This is a genomic window from Ancylobacter sp. TW_SC_1 (genome assembly GCF_056836805.1).
Window position 1 is genome coordinate 4,547,005 of the sequence record NZ_CM166365.1, and the last position, 26,640, is coordinate 4,573,644.

General features: G+C 68.9%; 27 protein-coding genes. 13 read left to right on the forward strand and 14 right to left on the reverse strand.

What is annotated here, in order from left to right; genetic code table 11:
- The first annotated feature begins 9 nt into the window (after window positions 1–9).
- From AC1PZ7_RS21550 to AC1PZ7_RS21575, 6 genes are all read left to right on the forward strand, one after another.
- Window positions 10–921: an ABC transporter permease subunit gene (locus tag AC1PZ7_RS21550; protein ID WP_482357231.1), complete on the forward strand. Its 912-nt coding sequence runs from the start codon at window positions 10–12 to the stop codon at window positions 919–921.
- Window positions 922–1,740 (forward strand): ABC transporter permease, encoded by an 819-nt coding sequence (locus AC1PZ7_RS21555; protein ID WP_482357232.1) that lies wholly within the window; start codon window positions 922–924, stop codon window positions 1,738–1,740. It begins immediately after the preceding gene.
- A gap of 155 nt (window positions 1,741–1,895) precedes the next feature.
- Entirely contained in the window at window positions 1,896–3,761 is a 1,866-nt protein-coding gene (gene mutL, locus AC1PZ7_RS21560) for a DNA mismatch repair endonuclease MutL (protein ID WP_482357233.1), read from the forward strand.
- A gap of 24 nt (window positions 3,762–3,785) precedes the next feature.
- Window positions 3,786–5,066: an NAD(P)/FAD-dependent oxidoreductase gene (locus tag AC1PZ7_RS21565; protein ID WP_482357234.1), complete on the forward strand. Its 1,281-nt coding sequence runs from the start codon at window positions 3,786–3,788 to the stop codon at window positions 5,064–5,066.
- 13 nt (window positions 5,067–5,079) lie between these two features.
- Window positions 5,080–5,601 carry a DedA family protein gene (locus AC1PZ7_RS21570; protein ID WP_482357235.1) on the forward strand — a complete coding sequence of 174 codons (522 nt, stop codon included), beginning with the start codon at window positions 5,080–5,082 and terminating at the stop codon, window positions 5,599–5,601.
- Window positions 5,602–5,687: 86 nt separating this feature from the next.
- On the forward strand, window positions 5,688–6,209 hold the full coding sequence (locus AC1PZ7_RS21575; protein WP_482357236.1) for a macro domain-containing protein: 522 nt from the start codon (window positions 5,688–5,690) through the stop codon (window positions 6,207–6,209).
- A gap of 73 nt (window positions 6,210–6,282) precedes the next feature.
- On the opposite strand, the gene ilvC is transcribed toward AC1PZ7_RS21575, so the two are convergent.
- Both ilvC and AC1PZ7_RS21585 read right to left on the reverse strand, forming a co-directional pair.
- Window positions 6,283–7,302 carry a ketol-acid reductoisomerase gene (gene ilvC / locus AC1PZ7_RS21580; protein ID WP_482357237.1) on the reverse strand — a complete coding sequence of 340 codons (1,020 nt, stop codon included), beginning with the start codon at window positions 7,300–7,302 and terminating at the stop codon, window positions 6,283–6,285.
- 14 nt (window positions 7,303–7,316) lie between these two features.
- Window positions 7,317–7,991 carry a TetR/AcrR family transcriptional regulator C-terminal domain-containing protein gene (locus tag AC1PZ7_RS21585; protein WP_482357238.1) on the reverse strand — a complete coding sequence of 225 codons (675 nt, stop codon included), beginning with the start codon at window positions 7,989–7,991 and terminating at the stop codon, window positions 7,317–7,319.
- 189 nt (window positions 7,992–8,180) lie between these two features.
- Here AC1PZ7_RS21585 and AC1PZ7_RS21590 point away from each other — a divergent pair, with 189 nt between their 5' ends.
- On the forward strand, window positions 8,181–8,726 hold the full coding sequence (locus AC1PZ7_RS21590) for a DUF924 family protein (RefSeq protein ID WP_482357239.1): 546 nt from the start codon (window positions 8,181–8,183) through the stop codon (window positions 8,724–8,726).
- Window positions 8,727–8,743: 17 nt separating this feature from the next.
- Here AC1PZ7_RS21590 and ilvN read toward each other — a convergent pair whose 3' ends face one another.
- Window positions 8,744–9,259: an acetolactate synthase small subunit gene (gene ilvN, locus AC1PZ7_RS21595; protein WP_482357240.1), complete on the reverse strand. Its 516-nt coding sequence runs from the start codon at window positions 9,257–9,259 to the stop codon at window positions 8,744–8,746.
- Window positions 9,260–9,423: 164 nt separating this feature from the next.
- Window positions 9,424–11,184, reverse strand: coding sequence for an acetolactate synthase 3 large subunit (locus tag AC1PZ7_RS21600; protein ID WP_482357241.1), 1,761 nt, complete (start codon window positions 11,182–11,184; stop codon window positions 9,424–9,426).
- Between the two features lie 348 nt (window positions 11,185–11,532).
- Between AC1PZ7_RS21600 and dapB the strand changes: the two genes are divergently transcribed.
- From dapB to AC1PZ7_RS21615, 3 genes are read left to right on the forward strand one after another with little or no spacing between them, the layout of a single operon-like run.
- The gene (dapB, locus tag AC1PZ7_RS21605; protein WP_482357242.1) at window positions 11,533–12,348 is read left to right on the forward strand and encodes a 4-hydroxy-tetrahydrodipicolinate reductase; all 816 of its coding nucleotides are present in this window, start codon (window positions 11,533–11,535) and stop codon (window positions 12,346–12,348) included.
- A 20-nt stretch (window positions 12,349–12,368) separates the two neighbouring features.
- Complete coding sequence (locus AC1PZ7_RS21610; RefSeq protein ID WP_482357243.1) at window positions 12,369–12,992, forward strand: 2,3-bisphosphoglycerate-dependent phosphoglycerate mutase; 624 nt, start codon at window positions 12,369–12,371, stop codon at window positions 12,990–12,992.
- An 8-nt stretch (window positions 12,993–13,000) separates the two neighbouring features.
- Window positions 13,001–13,342 carry an SMR family transporter gene (locus tag AC1PZ7_RS21615; RefSeq protein ID WP_482357244.1) on the forward strand — a complete coding sequence of 114 codons (342 nt, stop codon included), beginning with the start codon at window positions 13,001–13,003 and terminating at the stop codon, window positions 13,340–13,342.
- 33 nt (window positions 13,343–13,375) lie between these two features.
- Here AC1PZ7_RS21615 and AC1PZ7_RS21620 read toward each other — a convergent pair whose 3' ends face one another.
- Both AC1PZ7_RS21620 and AC1PZ7_RS21625 read right to left on the reverse strand, forming a co-directional pair.
- Window positions 13,376–14,269, reverse strand: coding sequence for a methylated-DNA--[protein]-cysteine S-methyltransferase (locus AC1PZ7_RS21620; RefSeq protein WP_482357245.1), 894 nt, complete (start codon window positions 14,267–14,269; stop codon window positions 13,376–13,378).
- Window positions 14,270–14,366: 97 nt separating this feature from the next.
- A complete protein-coding gene (locus tag AC1PZ7_RS21625; protein ID WP_482357246.1) occupies window positions 14,367–14,897 on the reverse strand; it encodes a DUF2244 domain-containing protein in 531 nt (176 codons plus the stop codon).
- Between the two features lie 22 nt (window positions 14,898–14,919).
- On the opposite strand from AC1PZ7_RS21625, the gene nth reads away from it, so the two are divergent.
- Entirely contained in the window at window positions 14,920–15,807 is an 888-nt protein-coding gene (gene nth / locus AC1PZ7_RS21630; RefSeq protein WP_482357247.1) for an endonuclease III, read from the forward strand.
- A 3-nt stretch (window positions 15,808–15,810) separates the two neighbouring features.
- Here the strand turns inward: nth and AC1PZ7_RS21635 are convergent, their stop codons facing one another.
- Window positions 15,811–16,476 carry a sulfate transporter family protein gene (locus AC1PZ7_RS21635; protein ID WP_482357248.1) on the reverse strand — a complete coding sequence of 222 codons (666 nt, stop codon included), beginning with the start codon at window positions 16,474–16,476 and terminating at the stop codon, window positions 15,811–15,813.
- Window positions 16,477–16,736: 260 nt separating this feature from the next.
- On the opposite strand from AC1PZ7_RS21635, the gene AC1PZ7_RS21640 reads away from it, so the two are divergent.
- Window positions 16,737–18,092 carry an FAD-dependent oxidoreductase gene (locus AC1PZ7_RS21640; RefSeq protein WP_482357249.1) on the forward strand — a complete coding sequence of 452 codons (1,356 nt, stop codon included), beginning with the start codon at window positions 16,737–16,739 and terminating at the stop codon, window positions 18,090–18,092.
- A 108-nt stretch (window positions 18,093–18,200) separates the two neighbouring features.
- Here AC1PZ7_RS21640 and pheT read toward each other — a convergent pair whose 3' ends face one another.
- From pheT to AC1PZ7_RS21670, 6 genes are all read right to left on the reverse strand, one after another.
- A complete protein-coding gene (gene pheT, locus AC1PZ7_RS21645) occupies window positions 18,201–20,606 on the reverse strand; it encodes a phenylalanine--tRNA ligase subunit beta (protein ID WP_482357250.1) in 2,406 nt (801 codons plus the stop codon).
- 25 nt (window positions 20,607–20,631) lie between these two features.
- Window positions 20,632–21,156, reverse strand: coding sequence for a hypothetical protein (locus AC1PZ7_RS21650; protein WP_482357251.1), 525 nt, complete (start codon window positions 21,154–21,156; stop codon window positions 20,632–20,634).
- Window positions 21,153–22,253 (reverse strand): phenylalanine--tRNA ligase subunit alpha, encoded by a 1,101-nt coding sequence (gene pheS / locus AC1PZ7_RS21655; protein WP_482357252.1) that lies wholly within the window; start codon window positions 22,251–22,253, stop codon window positions 21,153–21,155. Before pheS ends, AC1PZ7_RS21650 begins: the two co-directional genes overlap by 4 nt.
- A 291-nt stretch (window positions 22,254–22,544) precedes the next feature.
- A complete protein-coding gene (rplT, locus tag AC1PZ7_RS21660; protein ID WP_013165152.1) occupies window positions 22,545–22,913 on the reverse strand; it encodes a 50S ribosomal protein L20 in 369 nt (122 codons plus the stop codon).
- A gap of 33 nt (window positions 22,914–22,946) precedes the next feature.
- Window positions 22,947–23,147, reverse strand: coding sequence for a 50S ribosomal protein L35 (rpmI, locus tag AC1PZ7_RS21665; protein WP_482357253.1), 201 nt, complete (start codon window positions 23,145–23,147; stop codon window positions 22,947–22,949).
- A gap of 201 nt (window positions 23,148–23,348) precedes the next feature.
- Window positions 23,349–24,335 (reverse strand): SH3 domain-containing protein, encoded by a 987-nt coding sequence (locus AC1PZ7_RS21670; RefSeq protein ID WP_482357254.1) that lies wholly within the window; start codon window positions 24,333–24,335, stop codon window positions 23,349–23,351.
- Between the two features lie 235 nt (window positions 24,336–24,570).
- Between AC1PZ7_RS21670 and AC1PZ7_RS21675 the strand changes: the two genes are divergently transcribed.
- Window positions 24,571–25,377: an undecaprenyl-diphosphate phosphatase gene (locus tag AC1PZ7_RS21675; protein ID WP_482357255.1), complete on the forward strand. Its 807-nt coding sequence runs from the start codon at window positions 24,571–24,573 to the stop codon at window positions 25,375–25,377.
- A gap of 77 nt (window positions 25,378–25,454) precedes the next feature.
- On the opposite strand, the gene AC1PZ7_RS21680 is transcribed toward AC1PZ7_RS21675, so the two are convergent.
- Window positions 25,455–26,483, reverse strand: a complete 1,029-nt coding sequence (locus AC1PZ7_RS21680; RefSeq protein WP_482357256.1) for a complex I NDUFA9 subunit family protein — start codon at window positions 26,481–26,483, stop codon at window positions 25,455–25,457.
- Between the last annotated feature and the right edge of the window lie 157 nt (window positions 26,484–26,640).

Genomic DNA, 26,640 nt, shown 5'->3' on the forward strand with positions numbered 1-26,640 from the left:
GGGGCGAGCATGGCGAGCAAGGCCAAGGGAAGATGGCTCGTTCTTGCCATCCCCTATTTATGGTTGCTGGCGCTGTTCCTGGTGCCGTTCCTGATCGTCTTCAAGATCAGCCTGTCGCAGGACGCCATCGCGCAGCCGCCCTATGTCCCGACCTTCGATCTGGCGCAGGGCTGGGCCGCGTTCAAGGAGAACTTCGCCGAACTCTCCTTCGAGAATTACGGCTATGTGCTGAGCTGGGACAATGAGTTCATCGAGGCCTATGGCTCCAGCCTGTGGATCGCCGGCATCTCGACCCTGCTGCTGCTGATCGTCGGCTACCCCATCGCCTACGGCATGGCGCGGGCGCCGAAATCCATCCGCCCGACGCTGCTGATGCTGGTCATCCTGCCGTTCTGGACCTCGTTCCTGATCCGCGTCTACGCCTGGATCGGCATCCTCTCGCCGGAAGGGCTGCTGAACCAGCTGCTCTTCGCGCTCGGCATCATCAGCCCGGACGCGCCGCTGCAGATCCTCGCCACCGACACGGCGGTCTATATCGGCATCGTCTATTCCTACCTGCCCTTCATGATCCTGCCGCTCTATGCGGCGCTGGAGAAGATGGACGAGACGCTGCTGGAGGCGGCGGCGGATCTCGGCTGCCCGCCCTTCGCGGCGTTCTGGAAGATCACCTGGCCGCTGTCGCTGCCGGGCGTCTTCGCCGGCTGCCTGCTGTGCTTCATCCCGGCGGTCGGCGAGTTCGTCATCCCCGACCTGCTCGGCGGCTCGGACACGCTGATGATCGGCAAGGTGCTGTGGACCGAGTTCTCGGTGAACCGCTCCTGGACCGTCTCCTCGGCGGTGGCGGTGCTGCTGCTGATGGTGCTGGTGATACCGATCGTCTTCTACCAGAACGTCCAGCAGCGCGAAGTGGAGGGAAGGTAGATGCGCAAGGGACTTTCCTGGTTCAACGTCACCTCGATCGCGCTCGGCTTCGCGTTCCTCTACATCCCGATCGTGCTCCTGGTGATCTACTCCTTCAACGCCTCGCGGCTGGTGACGGTGTGGGCCGGCTTCTCGACCCACTGGTACTGGCAGCTGTTCCAGAACGAGCAGCTGCTGGACGCGGCCTGGGTGACGCTGCGCGTCGCCTTCCTCACCGCCACCGTCGCCACCGTGCTCGGCACCATGGCGGCCATCACCATGACCCGCTATGGCCGCTTCTTCGGCCGCACGCTGTTCTCCGGCATGGTCTATGCCCCGCTGGTCATGCCGGAGGTGATCACCGGCCTGTCGCTGCTGCTGCTGTTCGTCGCCATCGGCCTCGACCGCGGCTTCTGGACCATCACGCTGGCGCACATCACCTTCACCCTGTGCTTCGTCTCGGTGGTGGTGCAGTCGCGCCTCGTGACCTTCGACCGGAGCCTCGAGGAGGCGGCGCTCGATCTCGGCTGCCCGCCCTTCAAGACCTTCTTCGTGATCACCCTGCCGATCATCCTGCCGGCGGTGATCTCCGGCTGGATGCTGGCCTTCACGCTGTCGCTCGACGACCTCGTCATCGCCAGCTTCACCACCGGCCCCGGCGCCACCACCCTGCCGATGCGCATCTACAGCCAGGTGCGCCTCGGCGTGACGCCGGAGATCAACGCCGCCTGCACCATCCTCATCGCCATCGTCACCGTCGTGGTGATCTTCGTCTCGATCATGACCAAGCGGCAGGAGATGGAGCGCGAGAAAGCCGAGCGTCTGGCGGCGGCGGGGTAGGGTTTCCGTCATCGTCATCCCGGATGGCCCGCGGCCGTCCGGGATGACGGCGAGCGGGATGACGGCGAGAAGGGCGACGCCGCCGGGCAGGCGCGGCGACGCCCTGCTATAGTCTGCTCCCGCGCCTCCCCGAATCGGACCCTGCCGGACCCGCCATGCCGCTGCGCCTTCTGCCCTCCACCCTGGTCGACCGCATCGCCGCGGGCGAGGTGGTCGAGCGCCCGGCGGCGGCGCTGAAGGAGATCGTCGAGAACGCGCTCGACGCCGGCGCCGGCCGGATCGAGATCGTCATCGACGGCGGCGGCCGGCGGCTGATGCGCGTCACCGACGATGGCTGCGGCATGGATGCCGACGAGCTGACGCTGGCGGTGGAACGCCACGCCACCTCCAAGCTCGACAGCGAGGACCTTCTGTCGATCGCCACGCTCGGCTTTCGCGGCGAGGCGCTGCCCTCGATCGGCGCGGTGGCGCGGCTCGCCATCACCAGCCGGCCGAAGGGCGCCGAGACCGCGCACGAGATCCGCGTCGAGGGCGGGGTGAAGTCGCAAGTGCGCCCCGCCGCCCTCGGCCTCGGCACGCGGGTGGAGGTGCGCGACCTGTTCTTCGCCACGCCGGCACGGCTCAAATTCCTCAAATCCGAGCGCGCCGAGACGGCGGCGGCGGTCGATGCGGTGAAGCGGCTCGCCCTGGCGCGTCCCGATGTCGGCTTCACCATGGTGGCGGATGATCGCGCGCCGCTCACCTGGCCGGCGCGCTCGCTCGACCCGGCCGGCCGGCGCGCGCGCATCGCCGACGTGCTGGGGCAGGACGTCGGCACCAACGCGCTGGATGTGGAGGGGCTGCGCGAGGGCGCGCGGCTGTCCGGCCTCGCCGGCCTGCCGACCTACGCCAAGGCCAACTCGCTGTCGCAATACCTCTTCGTCAACGGCCGTCCGGTGCGCGACAAGGTGCTGATCGGCGCCATCCGCGCCGCCTATGCCGACCTCTTGCCCTCCGACCGGCACCCGGTGACGGCGCTGTTCCTCGACCTCGACCCGCGCGAGGTGGACGTGAACGTCCATCCCGCCAAGACCGAGGTGCGCTTTCGCGACGCCGGCAATATCCGCGCGCTGATCGTGCGCACGCTGACCGACGCGCTCACCGCCGGCGTGCCGCGCACCGCCTCCACCGCCGCCGACCGGCTGGCGCAGTTCGCCCGGCCGGAATTCTCCGGCTACCGGCCCGAGCCGCGGCCCGGCGCTTACGACTGGACGCGCTCCTGGGCGATGCCCGAGCGCCCGGCGGCCAATGGCGCCCCGCCCGACCGGGGCTTCCATGAGGCGCCGGCCCGTTTCGCCTTCGATGCCCCCGGCTCCGGCAACGGTTTCGATCTCGGCCTCGCCCTCGAACCGGGGGCGGATGCCCGCGCCAACGCCGCCCCGCCGGCGCCAGACCAGATGGAGCGCCCGCTCGGCGCCGCCCGCGCCCAGCTGCACGAGACCTACATCATCGCTCAGACGCGCGACGGCGTGGTCGTCATCGACCAGCACGCCGCGCATGAGCGCATCGTCTACGAGAAGCTGAAGACGGCGATGGAGCGCGACGGCCTCGCCCGGCAGATGCTGCTGGTGCCGCTCGTCGTCGAGCTCGACCCGTCCGAGGCGTCGCGGCTCGCGGAACGCGCCGAGGCGCTGGAAAAGCTCGGCCTCGTCATCGAGCCTTTCGGCCCCGGCGCGCTGCTGGTGCGCGAGGTGCCGGCCCTGCTCGGCGATGCCGACATCACGGCGCTGATGCGCGAACTCGCCGAGCACGCGGCGGAATGGGACGACGCGCTGCCGCTGGAGCGTCGCCTGCTGCACATCGCCGCCACCATGGCCTGCCACGGCTCGGTCCGCGCCGGCCGGCGCCTGCGGGTCGAGGAGATGAACGCGCTGCTGCGCGAGATGGAAGAGACGCCGAACGCCGCCCAATGCAATCATGGCCGGCCGACCTTCGTCACGCTGGCGCTGGCCGATATCGAACGGTTGTTCGCGCGGCGATGAAGGCTCGGCTAAGGTAGTTTCAGCATGGCGTTCGATATCGACCACCCCAAGAGCTGGTACGCCGCGACGGCGAACCGCTTCTCCCCGCTCCCGCCGCTTCAGGGCGGCGCGCGGGCGGATGTCTGCGTCATCGGCGGCGGCTATACCGGCCTGTCGGCCGCGCTGCACATGGCCGAGGCCGGGCTCGACGTCGTGCTGCTGGAGGCCGGGCGTGTCGGCTCCGGCGCCTCGGGCCGCAATGGCGGGCAGATCCACACCGGCCAGCGCCGCGACCAGGACTGGCTGGAGGCGCATGTCGGGCTCGACGACGCCAAGGCGCTGTGGCGCATGGCGGAAGACGCCAAGGCGCTGCTGCACGCCCTCATCGCCCGCCATTCGATCGACTGCGACGTGCGCGCCGGCCTCGTCGTCGCCGATCACAAGCCGGGCTATGTCGCGCACAGCCACGCCTATGCGAAGAAGCTCAACGAGGTCTACGACTATCCCCTCGCCGCGCCGCTGACGCGCGAGGAGCTGCGGGAGATGGTCGGCTCGGACGCCTATCATGGCGGCATGATCGACCATGGCGGCGGCCACCTGCACCCGCTCAACCTGGCGCTCGGCCTCGCCGACGCGGCGCGGCGGGCCGGCGCCCGGCTGTACGAGCAATCCCGCGCGCTGCGCATCGAGGAGGCCGCGAAGGTGCGCGTCATCACCACCGCCGGCACGGTGGAGGCGGACTGGGTGCTGGAATGCGGCGACGGGCTGCAGGACGGGCTCGACCGGCGCGTCGACCATTACGTCATGCCGATCGCCAATTACATCGCCGCCACCGCACCGCTCGGCGCGCGGGCGAAAGAGATCATCTCCAACGGCGCGGCGGTCGCCGACAGCCGCTTCGTGGTGAATTACTACCGCCTGTCGTCGGATGGCCGCCTGCTGTTCGGCGGTGGCGAGAGCTACCGGCGCGGGCTGCGGCCGAACCCCGGCGCCTTCGTGCGCCCCTACATGCTGAAGATCTTCCCGCAGCTCGCCGATGTCGGCATCGATTATGGCTGGGGCGGCATTCTCGGCATCACCATGAACCGCATGCCCTTCGTGCGGAAACTCTCGCCGCGCGTGCTCACCGCCGCCGGCTATTCCGGGCAGGGGGTGATGCTGGCGCCCTATTTCGGCAAGCTGCTGGCGCAAGCGGTGAAGGGGCAGCTCGGCGAGTTCGACCTGCTGGCGCGGCTGCCGGTGCCGGCCTTCCCCGGCGGCCCGCTGATGCGCTGGCCGCTGCTGGTCGCCGGCATGAGCTACTACGCCCTGCGCGACCGGCTGTGAGAACGGCCGGCTGATGGAACTGGAAGCCTATGCCCGCCAGGTGCTGGATTTCGTCGAGACCCATGCGTACTGGGCGCCGTGGATCGCCTTCATCCTCGCCTTCGGCGAATCCCTCGTGGTGGTGTCGCTGTTCTTCCCCGCCACCTTCGTGCTGGTCGGGCTCGGCGCGCTGATCGCGGCGGGCGGGGCGCCCTTCGTGCCGGTCTGGGCGGCGGCGACCCTCGGCGCCGCGCTCGGCGATGCCGTGTCCTACTGGCTCGGCCACCACTTCAAGGACCGCGCGCCCGGGATCTGGCCGCTGCGCAATTTTCCCGGCCTGATGACGCGCGGCGAGCGGTTCTTCTTCCGCTTCGGCACGGCAAGCGTGTTCATCGGGCGCTTCTTCGGCCCGATGCGCGCGGTCATCCCGCTCATCGCCGGCATGTTCGGCATGCCGCATTTCCTGTTCCAGATGGCCAACATCGCCTCCGCCATGGCCTGGGCCTTCCTGCTCCTCGCCCCCGGCACGGCGGCGATGAAGGCGCTGGGCTACTGAGGCGGCTTGCGTTTCCTCAACGACGCCGTCCGCTCCTTCCCCGAAACAGGACGCAATGAAAGCCCACGAGAAGGAAGGACGCCCCGATGGCCAAGATTTATGAAGTGGAAGGCGACATCCTGCTGAGCGCCGCCGCGGTGATCGCCCATGGCGTCGCGCCGAATGATCATTTCGACACCGGTCTGGCGCTGGCGCTGCGCGAGCGCTGGCCCTCTCTGGCCAAGGATTTCCGCCATTATTGCCGTATCGAGAACCCCAAGGCCGGCGGCCTGTGGGTGTGGGGAGGCGTCGCGGAGAACGGCGGCGCGGCGCGCATCGCCAACCTGCTCACGCAGGAGCCGGCGGAGAACGCCCTCGGCCGGCCCGGCAAGGCGACGACCGAGAATGTCGGCCATGCCCTCAAGGCGCTGGCCCGCCATGTCGCGGCGGAAGGCATCGCCAGCCTCGCCCTGCCGCGCCTCGCCACCGGCGTCGGCGGTCTCGACTGGGCCGAGGTGAAGCCGCTGATCGAGCATCATCTCGGCGAACTCGACATCCCGGTCTATGTCTATGTCGTCTACCACAAGGGCCAGAAGGCCCGGGAACCGGGCCTCACCGCAGCGGTGTGAGGCGCGCGCCCGCGCCCCAAAAAACAAGGGCGGCCAAGAGGCCGCCCTTTTCATTCGGATTTCTTGACGAAGCTCAGTTCTTCGACTTGTCGACGAGCTGGTTCTTGGCGATCCAGGGCATCATGCCGCGCAGCTTGGCGCCGACTTCCTCGATCTGGTGGGCGTCGTTGATGCGGCGGATGCCCTTGAAGCGCGAGGCGCCGGCGCGGTATTCCTGCATCCAGTCGGAGGTGAACTTGCCGGTCTGAATGTCGGTGAGCACGCGCTTCATCTCGGCCTTGGTCTCGGCGGTGATGATGCGCGGGCCGGAAACGTACTCGCCCCACTCGGCGGTGTTGGAGATCGAGTAGTTCATGTTGGCGATGCCGCCCTCATAGATGAGGTCGACGATCAGCTTCACTTCGTGCAGGCACTCGAAATAGGCCATTTCCGGGGCGTAGCCGGCTTCCACCAGCGTCTCGAAGCCGGCGCGGATCAGCTCCACCAGGCCGCCGCACAGGACGACCTGCTCGCCGAACAGGTCGGTCTCGCATTCTTCCTTGAAGGTGGTCTCGATGATGCCCGAACGGCCGCCGCCGACGCCGCAGGCATAGGACAAGGCGAGGTCGAGCGCGTTGCCCGAGGCGTCATGGTGCACGGCCACGAGGCAGGGCACGCCGCCGCCCTTCTGGTATTCGCCGCGCACGGTATGGCCGGGGCCCTTTGGGGCGATCATCACCACGTCGACGGTCGACTTCGGCTCGATCAGGCCGAAATGCACGTTGAGGCCGTGGGCGAAGGCGATGGCGGCGCCGTCGCGAATGTTCGGGGCGATCTCGTCGCGGTAGATGTCGGCCTGCAGCTCATCCGGGGTGGCCATCATCATCAGGTCGGCCCATTTGGCGGCCTCGGCGACGGTCATCACCTTGAGGCCGTCGGCCTCGACCTTCTTGGCGGTCGCGGAACCCGGCTTCAGGCCGATGGCGATTTCCTTGGCGCCGGAATCCTTGAGGTTCAGCGCATGGGCGCGGCCCTGCGAGCCGTAGCCGATGATGGCGACCTTCTTGCCCTTGATGAGGTTAACGTCGGCGTCGCGATCGTAATAAACGCGCATGGGTGTCTCCTGTGTCACGCGTTGGCTTTGTGCCGGTCCGGCGCGGTGTTCGCCGTGCCGTAGAGGGTGAGGAACTGGTCGGTGGCGCGGGCCGCGTCGCGCTCGATCTCCGCCGCCGCCAGCGCGAGCGTGTCGCCGAGCAGCAGCCGGATCTGTACGTCGCGGCCGACGAGGCCGAGGAAGCTGCGGAAGGCGGTCTCGGTGTCGTCGAAATCGATGAGCCCGGCCTCGCGGCCGGCATCGAGCACCGGCTTGAGCCGGCCGCCAATGGCGAAGCGGCCATTGGCCAGCATGATGGCGCCCAGGGTGCCGCCGCGCGCGCCGGCGCGAACGCCAGCCTGGGCGATGGCGAAGCGGTTCAGCGCGATGGAGGTCGGGCTGGAAATCACCCCGAGCCAGTTCGCCGCGAAGCGGATCAGGCTGTCGCGCAGAGCGAGGGCGTCGAGCTTTGTCCGATCATAATTGCCGGCGCGGACCTTGGAGGCCTGCCAGCGCACGGTCGCGGTCAGCAGCCCGTCGCGATCGCCGAACCATTTGTACAGGCTTTCCTTGGAACAGCTCGCCTTGCGCGCCACGGCGGTCATCGTCAGCTCGCCGCCCTGCTCGACCATCAGCGCGAGCACGGCGTCCAGAACCGCCTGCTGGCGTTCCGTCAGCGTCTCGTCGGGCTGGTCGGGGGGCATCGTCATGCGCGGAAAGGTCCGTACCGTACGTTACGGTTCGTCCTACAGGAGGTGCCCCCCGGGCGCAAGCGCAACCCGCTCGCGGTTGCCTCCGTTCCGGCGCCGCGCGGTTCCCGCGGCCACGCGCCGGACTCGACATTCGCCCGGACGCCGCTATGTCGGGGGAGCTGACGCGACCGACAAGGGAACACGCCCATGCCCCAGCCGAGCGCCGCCGAGATCCTCGCCTTCTGGCGCGAGGCCGGGCCGGAAAAATGGTTCGAGAAGGACGAGGCCTTCGACGCCGCCATCCGCGCGCGCTTCCTGCCCGCCTATGAGGCGGCCGCCGCGGGCGGGCTGGCGACCTGGGAGGACACCGCCGAGGGCAGCTACGCGCTGATCCTGCTGCTCGACCAGTTCCCGCGCAACCTGTTCCGCGGCTCGCCCCGGGCCTTCGCCACCGACGCGCGGGCCCGCGACGTGGCCGATGGCGCGATCGCGCGCGGCTTCGACCGCGCCTTCGACCTGCCGGAACGGCGCTTCTTCTATGTGCCGTTCATGCATTCGGAGGATCTGGCGGACCAGCAGCGCTGCCTCGCCCTGTGCCAAGCGGCGGGCGACGAGGACGGCGTGCACCACGCCCTCGTCCACCGCGACATCATCCGCGATTTCGGCCGCTTCCCGCACCGCAACCCGGTGCTGGGGCGCGACACGTCGGCGGAAGAGCACGCCTTCCTGAGGGCCGGCGGCTTCGCCGGCTGAGGGTCACCCTCTCAGGCTCACATGCCTTCCGGGCCGCGTCCGATGGCGGCGACGCCGGTGCGCGAGACCTCGACGAGGCCGAGCGGCTCCAGCAGCGAGACGAACTGGTCGATCTTCTCCGGCTTGCCGGTGATCTCGAACACGAAGCTCTCCAGCGTCGTGTCGACGGTGCGGGCACGGAAGCTGTCGGCGATCAGCAGCGCCTCCTGCCGCATTTCGCCCTTGCCGCGCACCTTGATCAGCGCCAGCTCGCGTTCCACCGCCTTGCCGACCACGGTGAGGTCGACGACGCGATGCACCGGCACCAGCCGGTCGAGCTGGCTCTTGATCTGCTCGATGATCATCGGCGCGCCGGTGGTGACGACGGTGATGCGCGACAGGTGCGAGGCATGGCTGACCTCGGAGACGGTCAGGCTGTCGATGTTGTAGCCGCGCCCGGAGAACAGGCCGACGATGCGGGCGAGCACGCCCGGCTCGTTGTCGACCAGCATGGAGAGCGTGTGGCGTTCGGCGGGATCGTTGACGGGAGGCATGGGACACTCTGAAGCGGGAGGCGTCGGGACACTCTGCACCCTCTCCCCGACGGGGAGAGGGATGGGGTGAGGGGCTTCTCGCGGTTCGCCCCCTCACCCGACCGCTACGCGGTCGACCTCTCCCCGGCGGGGAGAGGTTGAAGGGGCACCGCTGGTGCGAGATGTCACACCAGCATCTTGCCTTCCTCGCTGATCGCGTCGTCCAGCGCCTCGGGATGGTCGGGCATGATCATCTCGTTGTGCGGCTTGCCCGAGGGGATCATCGGCAGGACGTTCTCCATCTTGTCGACGAGGCAGTCGAACAGCACCGGCCGGTCGATCTTGATCATCTCCTGGATGGCGCCGTCGAGATCGGCCGGGTTCGAGCAGCGGATGCCGACGCCGCCATAGGCCTCGGCCAGCTTCACGAAGTCCGGCAGCGATTCCGAATAGGAGTGCGAGTAGCGCCCGCCATGCAGCAGGTCCTGCCACTGCCGGACCATGCCCATATATTCGTTGTTCAGCACGAAGACCTTGACCGGCAGGTTGAACTGCAGCGCGGTCGACAGCTCCTGCAGGCACATCTGGATCGAGGCCTCGCCGGCAATGTCGATAACGAGGCTGTCGGGATGGGCGACCTGCGCGCCGATGGCGGCCGGCAGGCCGTAGCCCATGGTGCCGAGGCCGCCGGAGGTCATCCAGCGGTTCGGCTGCTCGAAATGGAAGTGCTGCGCCGCCCACATCTGGTGCTGGCCGACTTCCGTGGTGATGTAGACGTCCTTGTCCTTCACCGCGTTGTACAGCGCCTTGACGGCCTGCTGCGGCTTGATGATGCGGTCGGACGGCTGGAAGGCCAGCGACTTGCGGGCGCGCCAGCGGTCGATCTGCCCCCACCAGGAGGCGATCGCCTGCCGGTCGGGCTCGGCCTTCATGCCGCGCCAGACGGTCAGCATGTCCTCGAGGACGTGCTTCACGTCGCCGATGATCGGCAGGTCGACCTTGACGTTCTTGTTGATCGAGGACGGATCGATGTCGATGTGGATCTTCTTCGAGCCGGGCGAGAAGGCGTCGAGGCGGCCGGTGATGCGGTCGTCGAAGCGCGCGCCGATGCACAGCATGACGTCGCAGTCATGCATCGCCATGTTGGCCTCGTAGGTGCCGTGCATGCCGAGCATGCCCAGCCACTGCTTGTCGGAGGCCGGGAAGGCGCCGAGGCCCATCAGCGTCGAGGTGACGGGATAGCCGGACAGCCGCGCGAACTCGCGCAGCAGGCGGCTCGCCTCGGGACCGGAATTGATGACGCCGCCGCCGGTGTAGAGGACCGGGCGCTTGGCCTTGGCCAGCATCTCGACGGCCGCCCGGACCTTCTCCGGGTCGCCCTTCAGGCGCGGCTGGTAGGTGCGGTGCTGGATGTTCTCGGGGCCGACATACATGCCCTTGGCGAACTGCACGTCCTTCGGGATGTCGATGACGACGGGTCCCGGGCGCCCGTTCTGCGCCACGTAGAACGCCTCGTGCATGACGCGGGCGAGGTCGTTCACGTCGCGGACGAGGTAATTGTGCTTGGTGCAGGGGCGGGTGATGCCGACCGTGTCGCACTCCTGGAAGGCGTCCGAGCCGATGAGGTGGGTCGGCACCTGGCCGGTGATGCAGACGAGCGGGATCGAGTCGAGCAGCGCGTCGGTCAGGCCGGTCACGGCATTGGTGGCGCCGGGGCCGGAGGTGACCAGCACCACGCCGACCTTGCCGGAGGAGCGGGCATAGCCCTCGGCCATGTGCACCGCACCCTGCTCGTGCCGCACGAGGATGTGCTGCACCTGGTTCTGGTGGAACATGGCGTCGTAGATCGGCAGCACCGCGCCGCCGGGATAGCCGAACATGTGCTCGACGCCCTGGTCGATCAGGGCCTGCATCACCATTTCGGCGCCGGTCATCTCGCGCATCATGGTCTTGTTCCTTTTACGCTCGTCGGTCTCTTGCGTCGTTTGCTTGCAGAGGCGGTCGAAGGGGGCCAGAAAATCAAAAGGCCCCGTCAGGGGCCATTTTCCGCGCGTCACCGTTGGGCGGGGCTGCCGTCAGGCAAGCTCCGCGGCGACGCGCCGTCCTACGATAAGGATAATATTCTTGCGCATGGCGGCGCCGCTCCTTCGTAAAGTTGCGCGAGCTGTACAACCGTGCCGCCCATGCGTCAAGCAGGGCGACAGGGCAATGCGAAGAATGTACGACGATCGCGCACTTTTCGTGGCAGGCGAAGGCCGCTATACCGCGCCGGAGACAAGGGAGTTACCCCCCACATGACGCAGATGCGGCTCGTCGTCGTCGGCGCCTCAGGACGCATGGGCCGCGTGCTGGTGCGAGCCATCAGCGAGGCTCCCGACCTTCTCCTCGTCGGCGCCGTGGATCAGCCCGGCAGCGAATTCCTCGGCCGCGACGCCGGCGAACTCGCCGGCCTGCCGCCGCTCGGCATCAAGGTGTCGGACGATGCGCTCACCCTGTTCGCCGCCGCCGACGGGGTGATCGACTTCACTATTCCCGCCGCCAGCGTCGCCTATGCCGCCTTCGCGGCGCAGGCGCGGATCGTGCATGTCATCGGCACCACCGGCTTCTCGCCCGAGGATGACGTGAAGATCGCCGCCGCCGCGCGCCATGCCGCCATCGTCAGGTCGGGCAATATGAGCCTCGGCGTGAACCTTCTGTCCGCGCTGGTGCGCCGCGTGGCGCGCACGCTCGACGAGAGCTTCGACATCGAGATCGTCGAGATGCACCACAACCGCAAGATCGACGCCCCCTCCGGCACCGCCTTGCTGCTCGGCGAGGCGGCGGCGCAGGGGCGCGGCGTGACGCTGGAGGAGAACGGCGTCTTCACCCGTCACGGCATCACCGGTCCGCGCAAGGCGGGCGACATCGGCTTCGCCACGCTGCGCGGCGGCACGGTGGTGGGCGAACACAACGTGATCTTCGCCGGCGCCGGCGAGCGGGTCGAGCTGGCGCACCGCGCCGAGGATCGCGGCATCTTCGCCCGCGGCGCGCTGGCCGCCGCCCGCTGGGCGCGCGGGCGCAAGCCGGACCTCTATTCCATGACCGACGTCCTCGGCCTGACCGACTTCTGACCCGCACGGAGCACGCCACGATGTCCGAACGCCTTCTCGTCCTCGTCCGCCACGGCCAGAGCGAGTGGAACCTGAAGAACCTGTTCACCGGCTGGCGCGACCCGGACCTCACGGCGCTCGGCGTCGAGGAGGCCAAGAAGGCCGGCGCGCGGCTGAAGGCGGAGGGCTACCAGTTCGACATCGCCTTCACCTCGCAGCTCTCGCGCGCGCAGAAGACACTCGATCTGGCGCTCGTCGAGCTCGGCCAGAGCGACCTGCCGGTGGTGAAGGACCTGGCGCTGAACGAGCGCGACTATGGCGACCTCTCCGGCCTCAACAAGGACGACGCCCGGGTCAAATGGGGCGAGGAGCAGGTGCATCTCTGGCGCCGTTCCTACGACGTGCCCCCGCCCGGCGGCGAGAGCCTGAAGGACACGGTGGCGCGCACCCTGCCCTATTACGTCACCGAGATCCTGCCCAAGGTATTGCAGGGCAACCGGGTGCTGGTCGCCGCGCACGGCAATTCGCTGCGCGCGCTGATCATGGTGCTGGAGAAGCATACGCCGGAGAGCATCACGAAGCGCGAACTCGCCACAGGCGCGCCGGTGATCTACCGGCTGAAGGCGGATTCGACGGTGGACAGCATCACCGACCTCGCCGGCTGACGCGGCCCATGCCCTCGCCCGCCACCTATGCGCTGCTGCTGGTCGCGATCACCGCCGAGGTCGTCGCGACCACGGCGCTGGCGCGTTCGGACGGCTTGACCCGTCTGGTGCCGAACCTGATCACGGTGGTCGGCTACGTCCTGGCCATCTGGTGCCTCGGCATCGTGCTGCGCACCATGCCCACGGGCATCGCCTATGCCATCTGGTCGGGCTTCGGCATCGTCCTGATCACGGCGGTGGCGTGGATCTATTACGGCCAGAGGCTCGACGCGCCAGCCGTGATCGGCCTTGGCCTGATCATCGCCGGCGTGCTCGTCGTCAACCTGTTCTCCAAATCCATCACCCACTGAGCCCGCGCACCCTCCGGTGCGCGGTGGCGCGCGTCAGGCGCCGCCCCACTCCTTGCAGAGCTGGCCGGCCTCCCAGCCGAGGATCGCCCGCTTGCGGGTGAGCCCCCAGTGGTAGCCGGTGAGATCGCCGTTCTTGCCGAGAACGCGATGGCACGGCACGACGAAGGACATCGGGTTCTTGCCCACCGCCGCGCCGATGGCCCGTGCCGCCTTGGGGCGCTCCACGCAACTGGCGATGCTGGAATAGGTGGTGGCCTTGCCGAGCGGGATGCGCATCAGCGTCTCCCACACCTGCACCTCGAAATCGGTACCGATGAAGACGATGCGCAGCGGATCGTCCGGACGCCATGTGCCGCGGTCGAAGATGCGCGCCGCATAGGGCGCGGTGGCCAGCGGGTCCTCGATATAGATCGCGTTCGGCCAGCGCCGGCGCATGTCGATCAGCGCCGCGTCCTCCTCGCCCTCGTCGGCGAAGGCGAGGCCGCACAGGCCACGCGGCGTCACCATGGCGAGCGCGGAACCGAAGGGCGAGGCGTGGAAGCCATAGCGCACCACGAGGCCGGCGCCGCCGGTCTTCCACTCGCCGGGCGACATGGATTCGTGCACCACGAACAGGTCGTGCAGCCGCCCCGGGCCGGACAGGCCGAGCTCATAGGCGGCATCGAGCACATTGTCGGATTCCGTGAGCACGCGCCGCGCCGCGTCGATCGTCACCGCCTGCAGGAAATCCTTCGGCGTCAGCCCGCACCAGCGGCGGAACAGGTCGGTCAGTGCGCGGGGATGAACACCGGAGGCGCGGGCGATCTCCTCCACCTCCGGCTGGTCGCGGAAGCGAAGATTCACATATTCGACCGCACGGCGCACGATCTCGTAATCGGCGGCGGCGATCTCCAGCGGATGGGCGGCGTCGAGATTGGGCGCTAGCACGGGCGTTCTCCTCCTGCTGGACCGATCCGAACACGCCTTTCAAACGGGGGCCACCCGATTTCGACATGCAGGCCGAATAACGTCTCAGGACGACGTTCTAGAACGCCGAGCGCACCACGCCGCGCTTGGCCTCGCCCAGCGCCAGGGCAAGGCTGTCCGCCAGTTCCTCGCGCTGCGCCGTGTGAAGGAAGCTGCCGATCACATAGGGCCGCCCGCGCATCTCCAGCGTCAGCCGCTGCAAGCCGTAATCCTCGTGCGATTCGCGGTGCAGCCGGGTCCAGAGCGGATTGAGCTGCTCCTCATAGGTCGTGCCGTCGGGCGTGACGTGGCGCAGCGTGATCAGGCTCGGCGTGACCGTGATTTCCTCGCAGGTCCGCGCCGAGCGGAAATTCATGCGGAACGCCCACCAGATGGCCAGCACGTCGAGGCCGAACAGGCCGAACACCGGCCATGCCCCCATGAGGAGAAAGGCCGTTCCGCACACGAAGCTGATGCCCGCGACGATGATCATCACGATCAGGAAGCCGCGCTGGTCGAGCGAGCGGTAGGGCGTCAGCCGCGCCGCGAACAGCGTCGGCTCGGCATGGCCGTCATCATCGAAATGAGGGGCGGTACTGGCAGCGCTCATGGACTCGCATTATAGGTCGAAAATGGCTGATGGGGACAAGGATTCGACGCGCCGGCCGGCAGGCGCCGGCACCCGGGGCAAGCGCGTGCCGGCGCGCCCGTCTCTTACCGCCGCGACGCGCACCGGCGCCACGGACAAATCGTCCAAGCCGGCGAAGGCCGCGCGGGCGGGCGCCAAGGCTGCCTCGGCGACCACCGCCGCCGCCGCCCGCCCGGCGCGCCGCCGCGCCGTGGCCAATGCCGCCGCCGCGGCGATCGGCGGTGCCTTCGCGCCCTGGACGGTCGAGGAGGTCACAGCCGCCTTCTCCCGCTTCGAGGCGGCCAACCCGCACCCGGAAGGCGAGCTGGAGTATCACGACCCCTACACCCTGCTGGTCGCCGTCGTGCTCTCCGCGCAGGCCACCGATACCGGCGTGAACAAGGCCACGCGCGGCCTGTTCAAGGCCGCGCCGACGCCGCAGGCGATGGTGGCGCTGGGCGAGGAGGGCGTCGCCGGGCACATCCGCACCCTCGGCCTCTATCGCGGCAAGGCCAAGAACGTCGTCGAACTCTCGCGCCGGCTGATCGCCGCGCATGGCGGCGAAGTGCCGCCCGACCGCGCCGCGCTGGAGACGCTGCCGGGCGTCGGCCGCAAGACCGCCAATGTCGTGCTCAACATCGCGTTCCAGATTCCGACCATCGCCGTCGACACGCATCTGTTCCGCGTCGCCAACCGCACCGGCCTCGCGCCGGGCAAGACGCCGCTGGAGGTCGAGCTGGGGCTTGAGCGGGTCATTCCCGACCGCTTCAAGCTGCACGCCCATCACTGGCTGATCCTGCACGGGCGCTATGTCTGCAAGGCGATCAAGCCGGATTGCCCGCGCTGCCTGATCGCCGACCTGTGCCGCTGGCCGTCCAAGACGCCGGCCTGACGCTCAGTAGTCCGCCCGCGACAGGCGCTTGTGCAGCCGCACCATGAAGATGGTGGCGAAGACCGGGGTGACGAGGTTGAGGATTGGCACCGACACCACGGCGGCGATGATCAGCCCGGCCAGGAACACCGCGCCCCCATGATGCCGGCGCAGCAGCGCGACCTCGTCCTCGCTGCGGTAGCGCATCGCCGCGAGCTGGAAATATTCGCGCCCGAGCAGATAGCCATTGGCGACGTAGAACACGACGAGATTGACGCCCGGCACCAGAAGCAGCAGCAGCGCGACGAGGTTCACCGCCAGCATCACGCCGAAGAACTTGAACGTCAGCACCAGCGAACGGCCGATCGGCAGCGCCTCGCCCTTCGGCTCGCCGGGGAAATCGGTGCTCTCCACCTGTGCCGCCACGTCGTCGAGAAACAGGCCGGCGACGAGCGATGTCACCGGCGGCACCAGGAAGATGGCGCCGATGAAGATGCCGAAGGCGGCGAGGATATCGACCGTGATCTGCGCCCAGCGCAGATCGAGCGCCACGAAATAGGTCAGCGCGTAATGCGCCCCCACGCCGAGCGCCACCAGCAGGCCGACGGCGAGGCCGATCGAGCGCAGCAGGATGCGGCGATAGTCCGGAGAAAAGGTCTGGGCGAAGGCCGTGAACGCGTCCCGCAGCATGATGCTCCCCGATGGCGACCGCCTCTAGGTAAGACGCCTGCCCCCGCCTCTCAAGCGAGCCGGATGCGAGGATCTGGGAAAGCCGCGCGATTCCGGGCTTGCAATCGCCGCGCCCGCCCAAGAGTCCCGATTCGTTCCCGCGTGAACAAATCATGATTCGCGCCGGCATCGAGCCGGATCGTCGACGCGCGGCGCCGGCCCGGCTTCGCCGTCCCGCGCCGCCGTGCTAGCGTGACGCCGATCCCCTCCGAGTTCGCTGCATGACCCGACCGCCGTCCTTGCCCGGCACGTTGACCCGCCGGCGCTTCCTCGCCACAGCCTCCCTCGCGCTGCTGCCGGCGCCCGCCTTCGCGCAGGCGAAGGGTCCGGCGGATGTCGACGTCGCCATCATCGGCGGCGGCGCGGCGGGCATCGCGGCGGCGCGCATGATGGCGGATTCGAAGCGCTCCTACGTGCTGCTGGAAGCCGGCCCGAAGCTCGGCGGCCGCGCGCGGACGCAGGACGCCTTCGGCCAGAGCGTCGATCTCGGCGTCGGCGGCTTCGCCCATAGCGACGGAACGCTGGCCGCCAGCGCCTACGCCGCCGGACAGGACCTCATTCCGCTCCCTTCCGGGCGCCGGCTGTTCGTGCAGGGCCGGGAGGCGCGCGAGAGCGCCTATGATGCCTTCACCGCCGCGCTCGGCACGGCGCGGCGCGACATTCTCGCCGCGGCCGACGGCGGCAAGGATGTCGCCGCCGCCTCCGTCCTGCCGCCCGCCGGCACGGCCTGGTCGGCCACGGTGGCGCAGCTTCTCGGCCCGCTGAGCTGCGGCCGGGCGCTCGCCACCCTCTCGACGCTCGACCTCTCCCAGCGCAACGCGCCGGCCGACGACACCACGAGCCCGCGCGGCGTCGGCCAGCTGATGGAGGCGCTCGGCGCCTGGCTGAACGTGCAGACCAACGCCCCGGTGACGCTGATCACCAATGCCGGCCGCTACCATTCGGTCACGGTGCGCGGCCAGCGCACGCCGATCCGCGCCCGGGCCATCGTGCTCGCCATCCCCGCGCCGGCGATCGCGGCGGGCGCGATACGGTTCAACCCGGTGCTGCCGGCCCGGCTGCTCAACGCCTTCCGCGCCATACCGGCCGGAAATCTGGAACAGGTGGCTTTCCGGCTGCCGGGCAATCCGCTCGGCCTGGAGCCGAATGAAAGCGTGCTCGCCAGGGCCGACAACGCTCCCCCTGCCCTGCTGCGCGGCCGGGTGAATGGTGGCGACCTGCATGTGCTGACCTTCGGCGGCGCACCCGCACGCGAGATCGCCGAGAAGGGCGAGGCCGCCGCGCTGACCCTGACGCGGCACTGGCTCAGTGCCGCTTTCGGCAGCGCGGGCAACGAGGTGCGCGAGGTCGTCTGTTCGCGCTGGGGCGCCGATCCGCTGATCCGCGGCGCCCTGTCGGCGGCGACGCCCGGCCAGGGCGGGCAGCGCCGCTTCTTCGCCGATCCGGTGCAGAACCGCATCTTCCTCGCCGGCGACTATGTGCCGACCAGCGGCTGGGGCACGCTCACCGGCGCCTGGAATGCCGGCGAGGCGGCCGCCGCGCGGGCGCTGCGGCTGGTGGGCGACGGCCCGGCATAAGGCAGCGCCTGCCGCCATCCCGGCCGCGGGCGCAGCCGGAGAGCCGGGATGGCGTGCCGAATGTCCGGCGCTCCCGGATCGGCCTTGTGGCCGTCCGGTAAGACGGCGTCACGAGCGCAGCGTGGCGCCGGTCTTCTTGGCCACTTCCGCGACGATCCGGCCCGCCACCGCCTCGATCTCGGCGTCGGTCAGCGTCTTCTCGCGCGGCTGCAGCGTGACCGAGAGCGCCACCGACTTCGCGTCGGCGTCAATTCCCGGACCTTCGTAAAGGTCGAATACGTTCACCGCGGTGATCAGCTTGCGGTCGACGCCCGCTGCCGCCTTCACCATGTCGCCCGCCGCCACGCTGCGCGGCACGCCGAAGGCGAAGTCGCGCTCCACCGGCTGGAACGATGAGAGCTCCAGCAGCGGCTTGACGCGGGTCGCCTTGGCCTTGGGCTCGGGGATGCGGTCGAGCAGCACCTCGAAGCCAACCAGCGGGCCCGCGGCGTCGAGCGCCTCCAGCACCGAGGGGTGCAGCTCGCCGAAATGGCCGATCACATTGGGGCCGAGGCGGAAGGTGCCGGAGCGGCCGGGATGGAACCATGCCGGCGCGTCGGTCGAGATCTGCAGGTTCGCCACCGGCGCGCCGCAGGCCGCGAGCACCGCCAGCGCATCGGCCTTGGCGTCGAAAGCGTCGACCATCTGCGCCTTGCCCGACCAGTGACGACCGGCGCCCGCCGGCTTCGCCGTGGCGCGGCGGATGCCGGTGGCGGCGATGAACTGGTCCTGCGGGCGGTCGCCCCGGAACACCTGCCCGACCTCGAACAGCGCCGCGTCGCCATAGCCGCGATCGGCGTTCGACTGGCTCGAGCGGACAAGGCCCGGCAGCAGGCTCGGGCGCATGTCGGAAAGGTCGGAGGCGATGGGGTTGGCGAGCGCCAGCTCCGGCGCGCCGCCGCCGAAGGCTTCCGCTTGCGCCTTCGACACGAAGGACCAGGTGACGGCCTCCACCAGCCCGCGCGCGGCGAGCGCCCGCTTGGCCTTGCGGGTGCGCAGCTGCAGCGTGGTGAGCACCGGCTTGCGCGCGGTCTCGTCGCGCGGGAAGGGCGTGGAGGGCACGCGGTCGAGGCCGACGATGCGGATGACCTCCTCCACGAGGTCGGCCTTGCCCTCGATGTCGCCGCGCCAGCTCGGCGGGGTAACGCGCACCGTGCCGGAATCACCCTCGACCTTGAAGCCGAGCGTGCCGAGCGTCTCGACCTGCTCGGCATCGCTGGCCACCAGCCCGGTCAGCTTCTCGGTCAGTGCGAGTGGGAACTCGATCACCCGCGTGGTGTCGGGAATGGCGCCGGCCAGCACGACCTCGGACGGCTCGCCGCCGCAGAAATCGAGGATCAGCTTGGTCGCCAGCTCGATGCCGGGAACGGTGAAGGCCGGGTCGATGCCGCGCTCGAAGCGGAAGCGCGCGTCGGAGTTCAGCCCCAGCTTGCGGCCGGTCTGGGCGATGTTGATCGGCTCCCACAGCGCGGATTCGAGCAGCACGTCGACGGTTGCGGCATCGCAGCCGGATTCCTCGCCGCCCATCACGCCGGCCAGCGATTCCACGCTCTTGTCGTCGGCGATGACGCAGATCGATTCATCCAGCGCATAGGTCTTGCCGTCGAGCGCCTTGAGGCTCTCGCCCTCCGTCGCCCGGCGCACGACGAGGTTGCCGTGCACCTTGGCGGCGTCGAAGACGTGCAGCGGGCGGTTCTGGTCGAAGGTCAGGAGGTTGGTGACGTCCACCAGCGCGTTGATGGGGCGCAGCCCGATGGCGCGCAGCTTGGCCTGCACCCAGTCCGGCGAGGGGCCGTTCTTCACGCCGCGAATGAGCCGCAGGCCGAAGGCCGGGCACGGCGCGCCGGCCTCGATGGTGACGGAGACCGGGCACGGGAAGACGCCCGGCACGGGAGCGATCTCGTCCTCCACCAGCGCGCCGAGGCCGGCCGCCGCGAGGTCGCGGGCGATGCCGTGCACGCCGAGCGCGTCGGCGCGGTTCGGCGTCACCGCGATCTCGATCACCGGATCGTTGATGCCGACCCAGTCGACATAGGTCGCGCCGACGGGAGCGTCCTCCGGCAGGTCGATGATGCCGTCATGGTCCTCGGAGAGCTCAAGCTCGGCCGCCGAGCACAGCATGCCCCGGCTCTCGACGCCGCGGATCGAGCCGATTCCGAGCGTGATGTCCTTGCCGGGAATATAGGTGCCGGGCGGGGAGAACACGCTCTTCATGCCGGTGCGGGCGTTGGGCGCGCCGCACACCACCTGCACCGGCTCGCCGGCCCCGGTGTCGACCATGCACACGCGCAGCTTGTCGGCGTTGGGGTGCTGAACGGCGGAGACGACATAGGCGATGGTGAAGCCCTTGAGCTTGGCCGCCTTGTCCTCGACGCCCTCGACTTCCAGCCCGATGCGGTTCAGCGCGCCGAGCACGTCGTCGAGCGTGTAGTCGCCGGAAAGGTGCTCGCGCAGCCAGGAGAGGGTGAATTTCATGGGAGAGCCCTACCGTTCCGCTCGTTCATTTGCTCTGGGCATGGCTTGCCCATTTGTAGCCCTTCTCGCCCGTCCCATCCCCGGACCAGGCGAGGGCCACGTCGTCCGCGGCCACGAGAAACTCGATTCCGATATTCCGCTTCTTCGCCGCGTCGCCATCCGACTTGCGATAGTCGAGAATCTTGCCCTGGCGATAGGACATCTCGGCGCGCGAACTGTGCAGCGCCAGTTTCGCGCCGGCCTGGATGCCCTTGATGACGTCGTCTTCGGGGACGATCCACGAGCCCGTCCAGAAGAAGCCCTCGCCGTCGCCGGTGACGCCGCGGTCGTTCTCGCAGACGAAATGGAACTCGCAGACGAAGTCCCGCGACGGGCGCTTGGCCGGCGACGAAGACGGCTTCTTCACCGGGCCGCGCTCGGAAAGAACTTCCTCGCACAGCGACGCAAGCTCAGACGCGCCGCGCGCCTGCGCATTGGCGAGAAGCTGGCGGAGCTGCGGCGTCTCCATCGCGTTGAGCCGCTCGATGGACCAGTTGGGTGCCTTGATCACGCGCTCAGCCCTCCCGCCAGCGTCGGGAAGTCAAGCGGGCGGAAGCCGTAATGGGCGAGCCAGCGCACATCGGCCTCGAAGAAGGCGCGTAGGTCCGGCATGCCGTATTTCAGCATGGCGATGCGGTCGATGCCCATGCCCCAGGCGAAGCCCTGATACTCGTCCGGGTCGAGCCCGCAATTCCTCAGCACGTTCGGGTGCACCATGCCGCAGCCGAGGATCTCCAGCCAGTCCGAGCCCTCGCCGAAGCGGATCTCGCCGGGGCGCGAGCGGTCGCACTGGATGTCGACCTCCATGGACGGCTCGGTGAAGGGGAAGAAGGACGGCCGGAACCGCATCTTCACATTGTCGACCTCGAAGAACGCCTTGCAGAACTCCTCGAGGATCCACTTCAGGTGACCGAGATTGGAGCCCTTGTCGATGACGAGGCCCTCCACCTGATGGAACATCGGCGTGTGGGTCTGGTCCGAATCCGAGCGATAGGTGCGGCCGGGGCAGATGACGCGGATCGGCGGCTTCTTCGAGAGCATGGTGCGCACCTGCACCGGCGAGGTGTGGGTGCGCAGCACCAGGCGCGAACCGTCCTCCTTGGTGGGCAGGTAGAAGGTGTCGTGCATCTCGCGCGCCGGATGCCCCTCGGGGAAGTTCAGCGCGGTGAAATTGTGGAAGTCGTCCTCGATGTCGGGCCCTTCCGCCACCGAGAAACCCATGTCGGCGAAGATCGCAGTGAGTTCGTCGATGACCTGGCTGATCGGGTGGACGCGCCCGAGCTCGGCCGGCGCCTCGCGCACCGGCAGCGTGACATCGACCCGCTCGGTCTCCAGGCGCTTGGCCAGCGCGGCGGCCTTCAGCTCGGTGCGGCGGGCGGCGAGCGCCTCGTTGAGGCGATCGCGCAGGCCGTTGATGGCCGGGCCGGCGGCCTTGCGCTCCTCCGGGCTCATGCCGCCCAGGCTCTTGAGCAGCTCGGAGACCGAGCCCTTCTTGCCGAGCGCGGCGACGCGGATCGCCTCCAGCGCCGCCTCGTCGGCAGCGGCAGCGATGCCGGAAATCAGCTCGCGCTCCAGCGCGTCGAGATCAGGAAGGGCGGCGACGGACATGAATCAACCTCGACGGCAAGGCAGTGTGGACAGAAGGGAAAGGCAGAGCGGAAGCAAAAACCTCCACCCGCCTGTCGTCATCCTGAGGTGCGAACGCAGTGAGCCTCGAAGGATGTTCATCTGGGACGGCATCCTTCGAGGCCCCGCTTGAGCAGGGCACCTCAGGATGACGGCGCGAGAGGATGACAGCACCTGAAGCGTCGTCTCTTAGCCGAGCCGCGCCAACGCGAAAAGCCCCAACGCTTGCGCGCGGGGCTCCTCGCATTTCGGTCCCGGCATGCGGGAGGGAGATCAGGCGGCCTGCTTTTCCAGCGCGGCTTTGGCCTGCTCGACCAGCGCCGCGAAGGCGGCGGGCTCATGGATGGCGATATCCGAGAGCACCTTGCGGTCGACCTCGATCCCGGCCTTGCCGAGACCGTCGATAAATCGGCCATAGGTGAAGCCGAGCTCGCGGGTGGCCGCGTTGATGCGCTGGATCCAGAGCGCGCGGAAATTGCGCTTCTTCACCTTGCGGTCGCGATAGGCGTACTGCTGCGCCTTCTCGACGGCCTGCTTCGCGACGCGAATGGTATTCTTGCGGCGGCCGAAATAGCCCTTCGCCGCCTTGAGCACTTTCTTGTGCTTGGCGTGGGAAGTTACGCCGCGCTTGACACGTGCCATGGGAGTCTCTCCTGGAACTGGCTAAGGGTGGCGTCAGCCGTTGGGCAGATAGAACTTGCGAACGTTGTCGGCATCACGCTCGGACATGACCGTGGTGCCACGCTGGTCGCGGATCTGCTTGTTGGTGCGCTTGATCATGCCGTGGCGCTTGTTCGCCTGGGCCATGATCACCTTGCCGGTGCCGGAAAGCTTGAAGCGCTTCTTCGCTCCGGACTTGGTCTTCATCTTGGGCATTTGGCTCGATCTCCACGGCCGGCGGCGCTCCCGCGAGGGATGTCCCGGCCCAATCTAGTGTGAGCATTCGAACCGCCACGGCAGCCCTATTGGCCGGGCGGTTCTTGAAGGCCGCACCCTCTACAGGAGCGGCCGGATTATTTCAAGTGCGCGACACGGCGGCGACCGCAGATAGGCTCCCGGACGCCGCCGTTCCGCCGCCTATTGCGGCCGGCACCCCATCATGTTGGGCAGGCAGCCCGGAATGGGGGGCTTCTGTCCCTGCTGCGGCTTGCCCTGAGGTGGCTTGCCCTGAGGTGGCTTGCCCTGCGGTGGCTTGCCCTGGGGCGGCTTCTGCCCCTGCTGCGGCCAGCCCTGAGGCGGTTTGCCCTGCGGAGGCTTCTGTCCCTGCTGCGGCCAGCCCTGAGGCGGTTTGCCCTGGGGAGGCTTCTGCCCCTGCTGCGGCCAACCCTGCGGCGGCTTGCCCTGCGGAGGCTTCTGCCCCTGCTGCGGCCAGCCCTGCGGAGGCTTGCCCTGCGGCGGCTTGCCGTGAGGTGGCTTGCCCTCGGGCGGGCGGCCATCCCAGCCCTGCGGCGGGCGCCCGTTCCAGTTGTTCTGCGGCGGACGACCATTATTGCCCCAGCCGCCCTGCGGCGGGCGGCCGTCATTGCCCCAGTTGTTCTGGGGCGGACGACCATTATTGTCCCAGCCGCCCGGCGGCGGGCGCCCGTTATTGCCCCAGTTGTTCTGCGGAGGATGGCCGTTGTTCCAACCCGGGCCGCCCCAGCCGGGACCGGGGCCGGGCGGCGGCGGACGGCGCGGCGGCCCCCAGCGGTCATAGGTCGAATACCACGGCCGGCCGCGGTAATAGCGGCCCCAGTAGTCGTTGAAGCTGAAGGCGATGATCGGCACGCCGATCGTCGGCGCATAGTCGTAGAACTCGACGCGCCGGCCGCGATATTCCGATTCGATGTACTGCGCCGAGACCCAGCCGCGATAATCGTCCGCGGCCACGTCGCACCAGCTGTAATCGTCGAGGCACCCGAAAATGGCGAGCGGCGTCCCCTCGCCCAGCACCAGCACCGCCGGATAGGCGGTGCCGGGCCCGGCACGCAGATTGACGTCCGTCGTCACGAAACCGCGGTCCTGCGCCAGGGCGGAACCGCCGAGCGCCAGCAGCAGCATGGCGCCCGCGAACAGACTTCTCATCGAAAACTCCCAAAACGTTGTCGTTTCCGAACAACGCCGACCGAGCGGAAATGGAGCCGGCATGTTAGGCGGATTCATGTTGTCGGCGTGTCGCGAAGACGCCCGCGACGAAAAATCATAGGAAGAATCCGACACCGGCTGACACTGCGTCACGTTGATCGCGCGGCGCGAAGCGGACAGGATGCGCCGCCCGGGCTCTCGCCGCCTGCCCTCTCTTCCCATGGACTCCCCGCTCATGTCGTTCGGCACCTTGCTCGAAGCCTTCTTCCTCGGCCTGCTGGAGGGCTTCACCGAGTTCCTGCCGGTCTCCTCGACCGGCCACATCCTGCTCGCCGGGCATTTCCTCGGCTTCGAGAGCGAGGGCAAGGTGTTCGAGGTGGTCATCCAGCTCGGCGCCATCCTCGCCATCCTCGTCGTCTATTTCCAGCGTTTCCTGCAGATCCTGCTGACCCTGCCGAGCAGCCCGCGCTCGCGCAATTTCGTCATCGGCATCCTCATCGCCTTCCTTCCGGCGGCGGTGATCGGGGCCCTGGCGCACGGCTTCATCAAGAGCGTGCTGTTCGAGACGCCGTCGCTGATCTGCGTGATGCTGATCCTCGGCGGCATCGTGCTCCTGTGGGTCGACACGCTGAAGATCCGCCCGGTCCATACCGACGCCATGGCCTTCCCGCGGCTTCTGGCGCTGAAGATCGGCTTCATCCAGTGCCTCGCGATGATTCCCGGCGTGTCGCGCTCGGGCTCCACCATCGTCGGCGGCCTGCTGCTCGGCGCCAGCAAGCCGGCGGCGGCCGAGTTCTCCTTCTTCCTCGCCCTGCCGACCATGACCGGGGCCTTCGCCTACGACCTCTACAAGAATCACGACGCGCTCAGCTCCGACGACGCCATCATCATCGCCGTGGGCTTCGTGGCGGCCTTCCTCGCCGCCATCGCGGTGGTGCGCGGCCTCATCGCCTTCGTCTCCCGCCACGGCTACGCGCCGTTCGGCTGGTGGCGCATCGGCGTGGGCGGTGCCGGTCTCGTGGCGCTGGCGCTGTTCGGCTGACAGCCTTGGCGACCCGCACGAAAAAGCCGCCGGCGCGTGCGCGTCCGGCGGCTTTTGTTTGCGACGGCAAAGCCTGATCAGGCGGCTTCCGGCCGGGTGAACTGGCCGGCCTTGCGGTAGCGCCAGAGATAGCCGGGCAGGATGGCACCGAGCGCCGTCGGCGCGATGCCCAGCCCCTCCAGCGTGCGCCCCTCCCCCTTGGCCGCCTCCGAGACGACATTGTCGTAGCCGAGCTGGCGGACCTGGTCGCGGGTCAGCAGCGGGTTGGGCAGCATTTCGAGGAACCGCGCCTGGAACGCGGCAAGTCCCGCCGGCAGCGACACCAGCAGCCGCTTGCGGTCGATCTCGACCAGCATGATCTCCATGAGCTGCTTGAAGGTCAGCACTTCCGGGCCGCCGAGCTCGTAGGTCGTGCCCGCCCGCGCGAGGCCGTCCACCGCCCTGGCGAAGGCGTCGGCGACGTCGCCGACGAAGACCGGCTGGAGGCGCGTGGTGCCGCCGCCGATCAGCGGCAGCGCCGGCGACAGCCGCGCCATGGCGGCGAAGCGGTTGAAGAAGCTGTCCTCCGGCCCGAACACGATGGAGGGGCGGAAGATGATGGCGCCGGGCACCGTCTCCAGCACCGCCGCCTCGCCGGCGGCCTTGCTCCTAGCATAGACCGATTCGGAATTCGCATCCGCGCCGATGGCCGAACCGTGGATCAGCCGCGCGCCGACCTCTCGGGCCGCCAGCGCCACCTGCCGCGCGCCGAAGCCGTGCACCGCCTCGAAGCTCTGGCGGCCGCCCTCATACAGGACGCCGACGAGGTTGATGACGACCTCCGCCCCTTCCGCCGCGCGCAGCACGGAGGCCGGGTAGCGCAGGTTCGCCTGGACGGGGGTGATCTGCCCGACCGCGCCGAGCGGCTGCAGATGGCCGGCGAGATCGGGCCGGCGCACGGCGACGCGGACGCGCCAGCCCCGCCGCGCCAGCGCGCGCACCACATGACGGCCGATGAAGCCGGAGCCGCCATAGATGGTCACGAGACGCTCCATCGGCGCGGCGCGCCTTACGAGTTCGCCCTCGCTTTCCAGCGGCAGTTCGTTAGACGTGGCGGCGTCGACCATGTGACTTCTCCCGGCCCGGCATTCGCATGCCACGACGATTAGCGCGCCGCCGCGGCAGCGTCCAGCGTTGCCGCGCGCGTGCGACAAGGGCCCGCGCGCCGGGCCTGAACGCGGGGCGCCCGCTCCCGCCCCGCTTGAGGCCGCCGGGCAAGGTCGG

Bases quoted from the DNA above. Each gene is read 5' to 3' on its own strand.
- AC1PZ7_RS21550 (WP_482357231.1), top strand. From the start codon at position 10: ATGGCGAGCAAGGCCAAGGGAAGATGGCTCGTTCTTGCCATCCCCTAT.
- AC1PZ7_RS21555 (WP_482357232.1), top strand. From the start codon at position 922: ATGCGCAAGGGACTTTCCTGGTTCAACGTCACCTCGATCGCGCTCGGC.
- mutL (WP_482357233.1), top strand. From the start codon at position 1,896: ATGCCGCTGCGCCTTCTGCCCTCCACCCTGGTCGACCGCATCGCCGCG.
- AC1PZ7_RS21565 (WP_482357234.1), top strand. From the start codon at position 3,786: ATGGCGTTCGATATCGACCACCCCAAGAGCTGGTACGCCGCGACGGCG.
- AC1PZ7_RS21570 (WP_482357235.1), top strand. From the start codon at position 5,080: ATGGAACTGGAAGCCTATGCCCGCCAGGTGCTGGATTTCGTCGAGACC.
- AC1PZ7_RS21575 (WP_482357236.1), top strand. From the start codon at position 5,688: ATGGCCAAGATTTATGAAGTGGAAGGCGACATCCTGCTGAGCGCCGCC.
- ilvC (WP_482357237.1), bottom strand. From the start codon at position 7,302: ATGCGCGTTTATTACGATCGCGACGCCGACGTTAACCTCATCAAGGGC.
- AC1PZ7_RS21585 (WP_482357238.1), bottom strand. From the start codon at position 7,991: ATGACGATGCCCCCCGACCAGCCCGACGAGACGCTGACGGAACGCCAG.
- AC1PZ7_RS21590 (WP_482357239.1), top strand. From the start codon at position 8,181: ATGCCCCAGCCGAGCGCCGCCGAGATCCTCGCCTTCTGGCGCGAGGCC.
- ilvN (WP_482357240.1), bottom strand. From the start codon at position 9,259: ATGCCTCCCGTCAACGATCCCGCCGAACGCCACACGCTCTCCATGCTG.
- AC1PZ7_RS21600 (WP_482357241.1), bottom strand. From the start codon at position 11,184: ATGATGCGCGAGATGACCGGCGCCGAAATGGTGATGCAGGCCCTGATC.
- dapB (WP_482357242.1), top strand. From the start codon at position 11,533: ATGACGCAGATGCGGCTCGTCGTCGTCGGCGCCTCAGGACGCATGGGC.
- AC1PZ7_RS21610 (WP_482357243.1), top strand. From the start codon at position 12,369: ATGTCCGAACGCCTTCTCGTCCTCGTCCGCCACGGCCAGAGCGAGTGG.
- AC1PZ7_RS21615 (WP_482357244.1), top strand. From the start codon at position 13,001: ATGCCCTCGCCCGCCACCTATGCGCTGCTGCTGGTCGCGATCACCGCC.
- AC1PZ7_RS21625 (WP_482357246.1), bottom strand. From the start codon at position 14,897: ATGAGCGCTGCCAGTACCGCCCCTCATTTCGATGATGACGGCCATGCC.
- nth (WP_482357247.1), top strand. From the start codon at position 14,920: ATGGCTGATGGGGACAAGGATTCGACGCGCCGGCCGGCAGGCGCCGGC.
- AC1PZ7_RS21635 (WP_482357248.1), bottom strand. From the start codon at position 16,476: ATGCTGCGGGACGCGTTCACGGCCTTCGCCCAGACCTTTTCTCCGGAC.
- AC1PZ7_RS21640 (WP_482357249.1), top strand. From the start codon at position 16,737: ATGACCCGACCGCCGTCCTTGCCCGGCACGTTGACCCGCCGGCGCTTC.
- pheT (WP_482357250.1), bottom strand. From the start codon at position 20,606: ATGAAATTCACCCTCTCCTGGCTGCGCGAGCACCTTTCCGGCGACTAC.
- pheS (WP_482357252.1), bottom strand. From the start codon at position 22,253: ATGTCCGTCGCCGCCCTTCCTGATCTCGACGCGCTGGAGCGCGAGCTG.
- rplT (WP_013165152.1), bottom strand. From the start codon at position 22,913: ATGGCACGTGTCAAGCGCGGCGTAACTTCCCACGCCAAGCACAAGAAA.
- rpmI (WP_482357253.1), bottom strand. From the start codon at position 23,147: ATGCCCAAGATGAAGACCAAGTCCGGAGCGAAGAAGCGCTTCAAGCTT.
- AC1PZ7_RS21670 (WP_482357254.1), bottom strand. From the start codon at position 24,335: ATGAGAAGTCTGTTCGCGGGCGCCATGCTGCTGCTGGCGCTCGGCGGT.
- AC1PZ7_RS21675 (WP_482357255.1), top strand. From the start codon at position 24,571: ATGTCGTTCGGCACCTTGCTCGAAGCCTTCTTCCTCGGCCTGCTGGAG.
- AC1PZ7_RS21680 (WP_482357256.1), bottom strand. From the start codon at position 26,483: ATGGTCGACGCCGCCACGTCTAACGAACTGCCGCTGGAAAGCGAGGGC.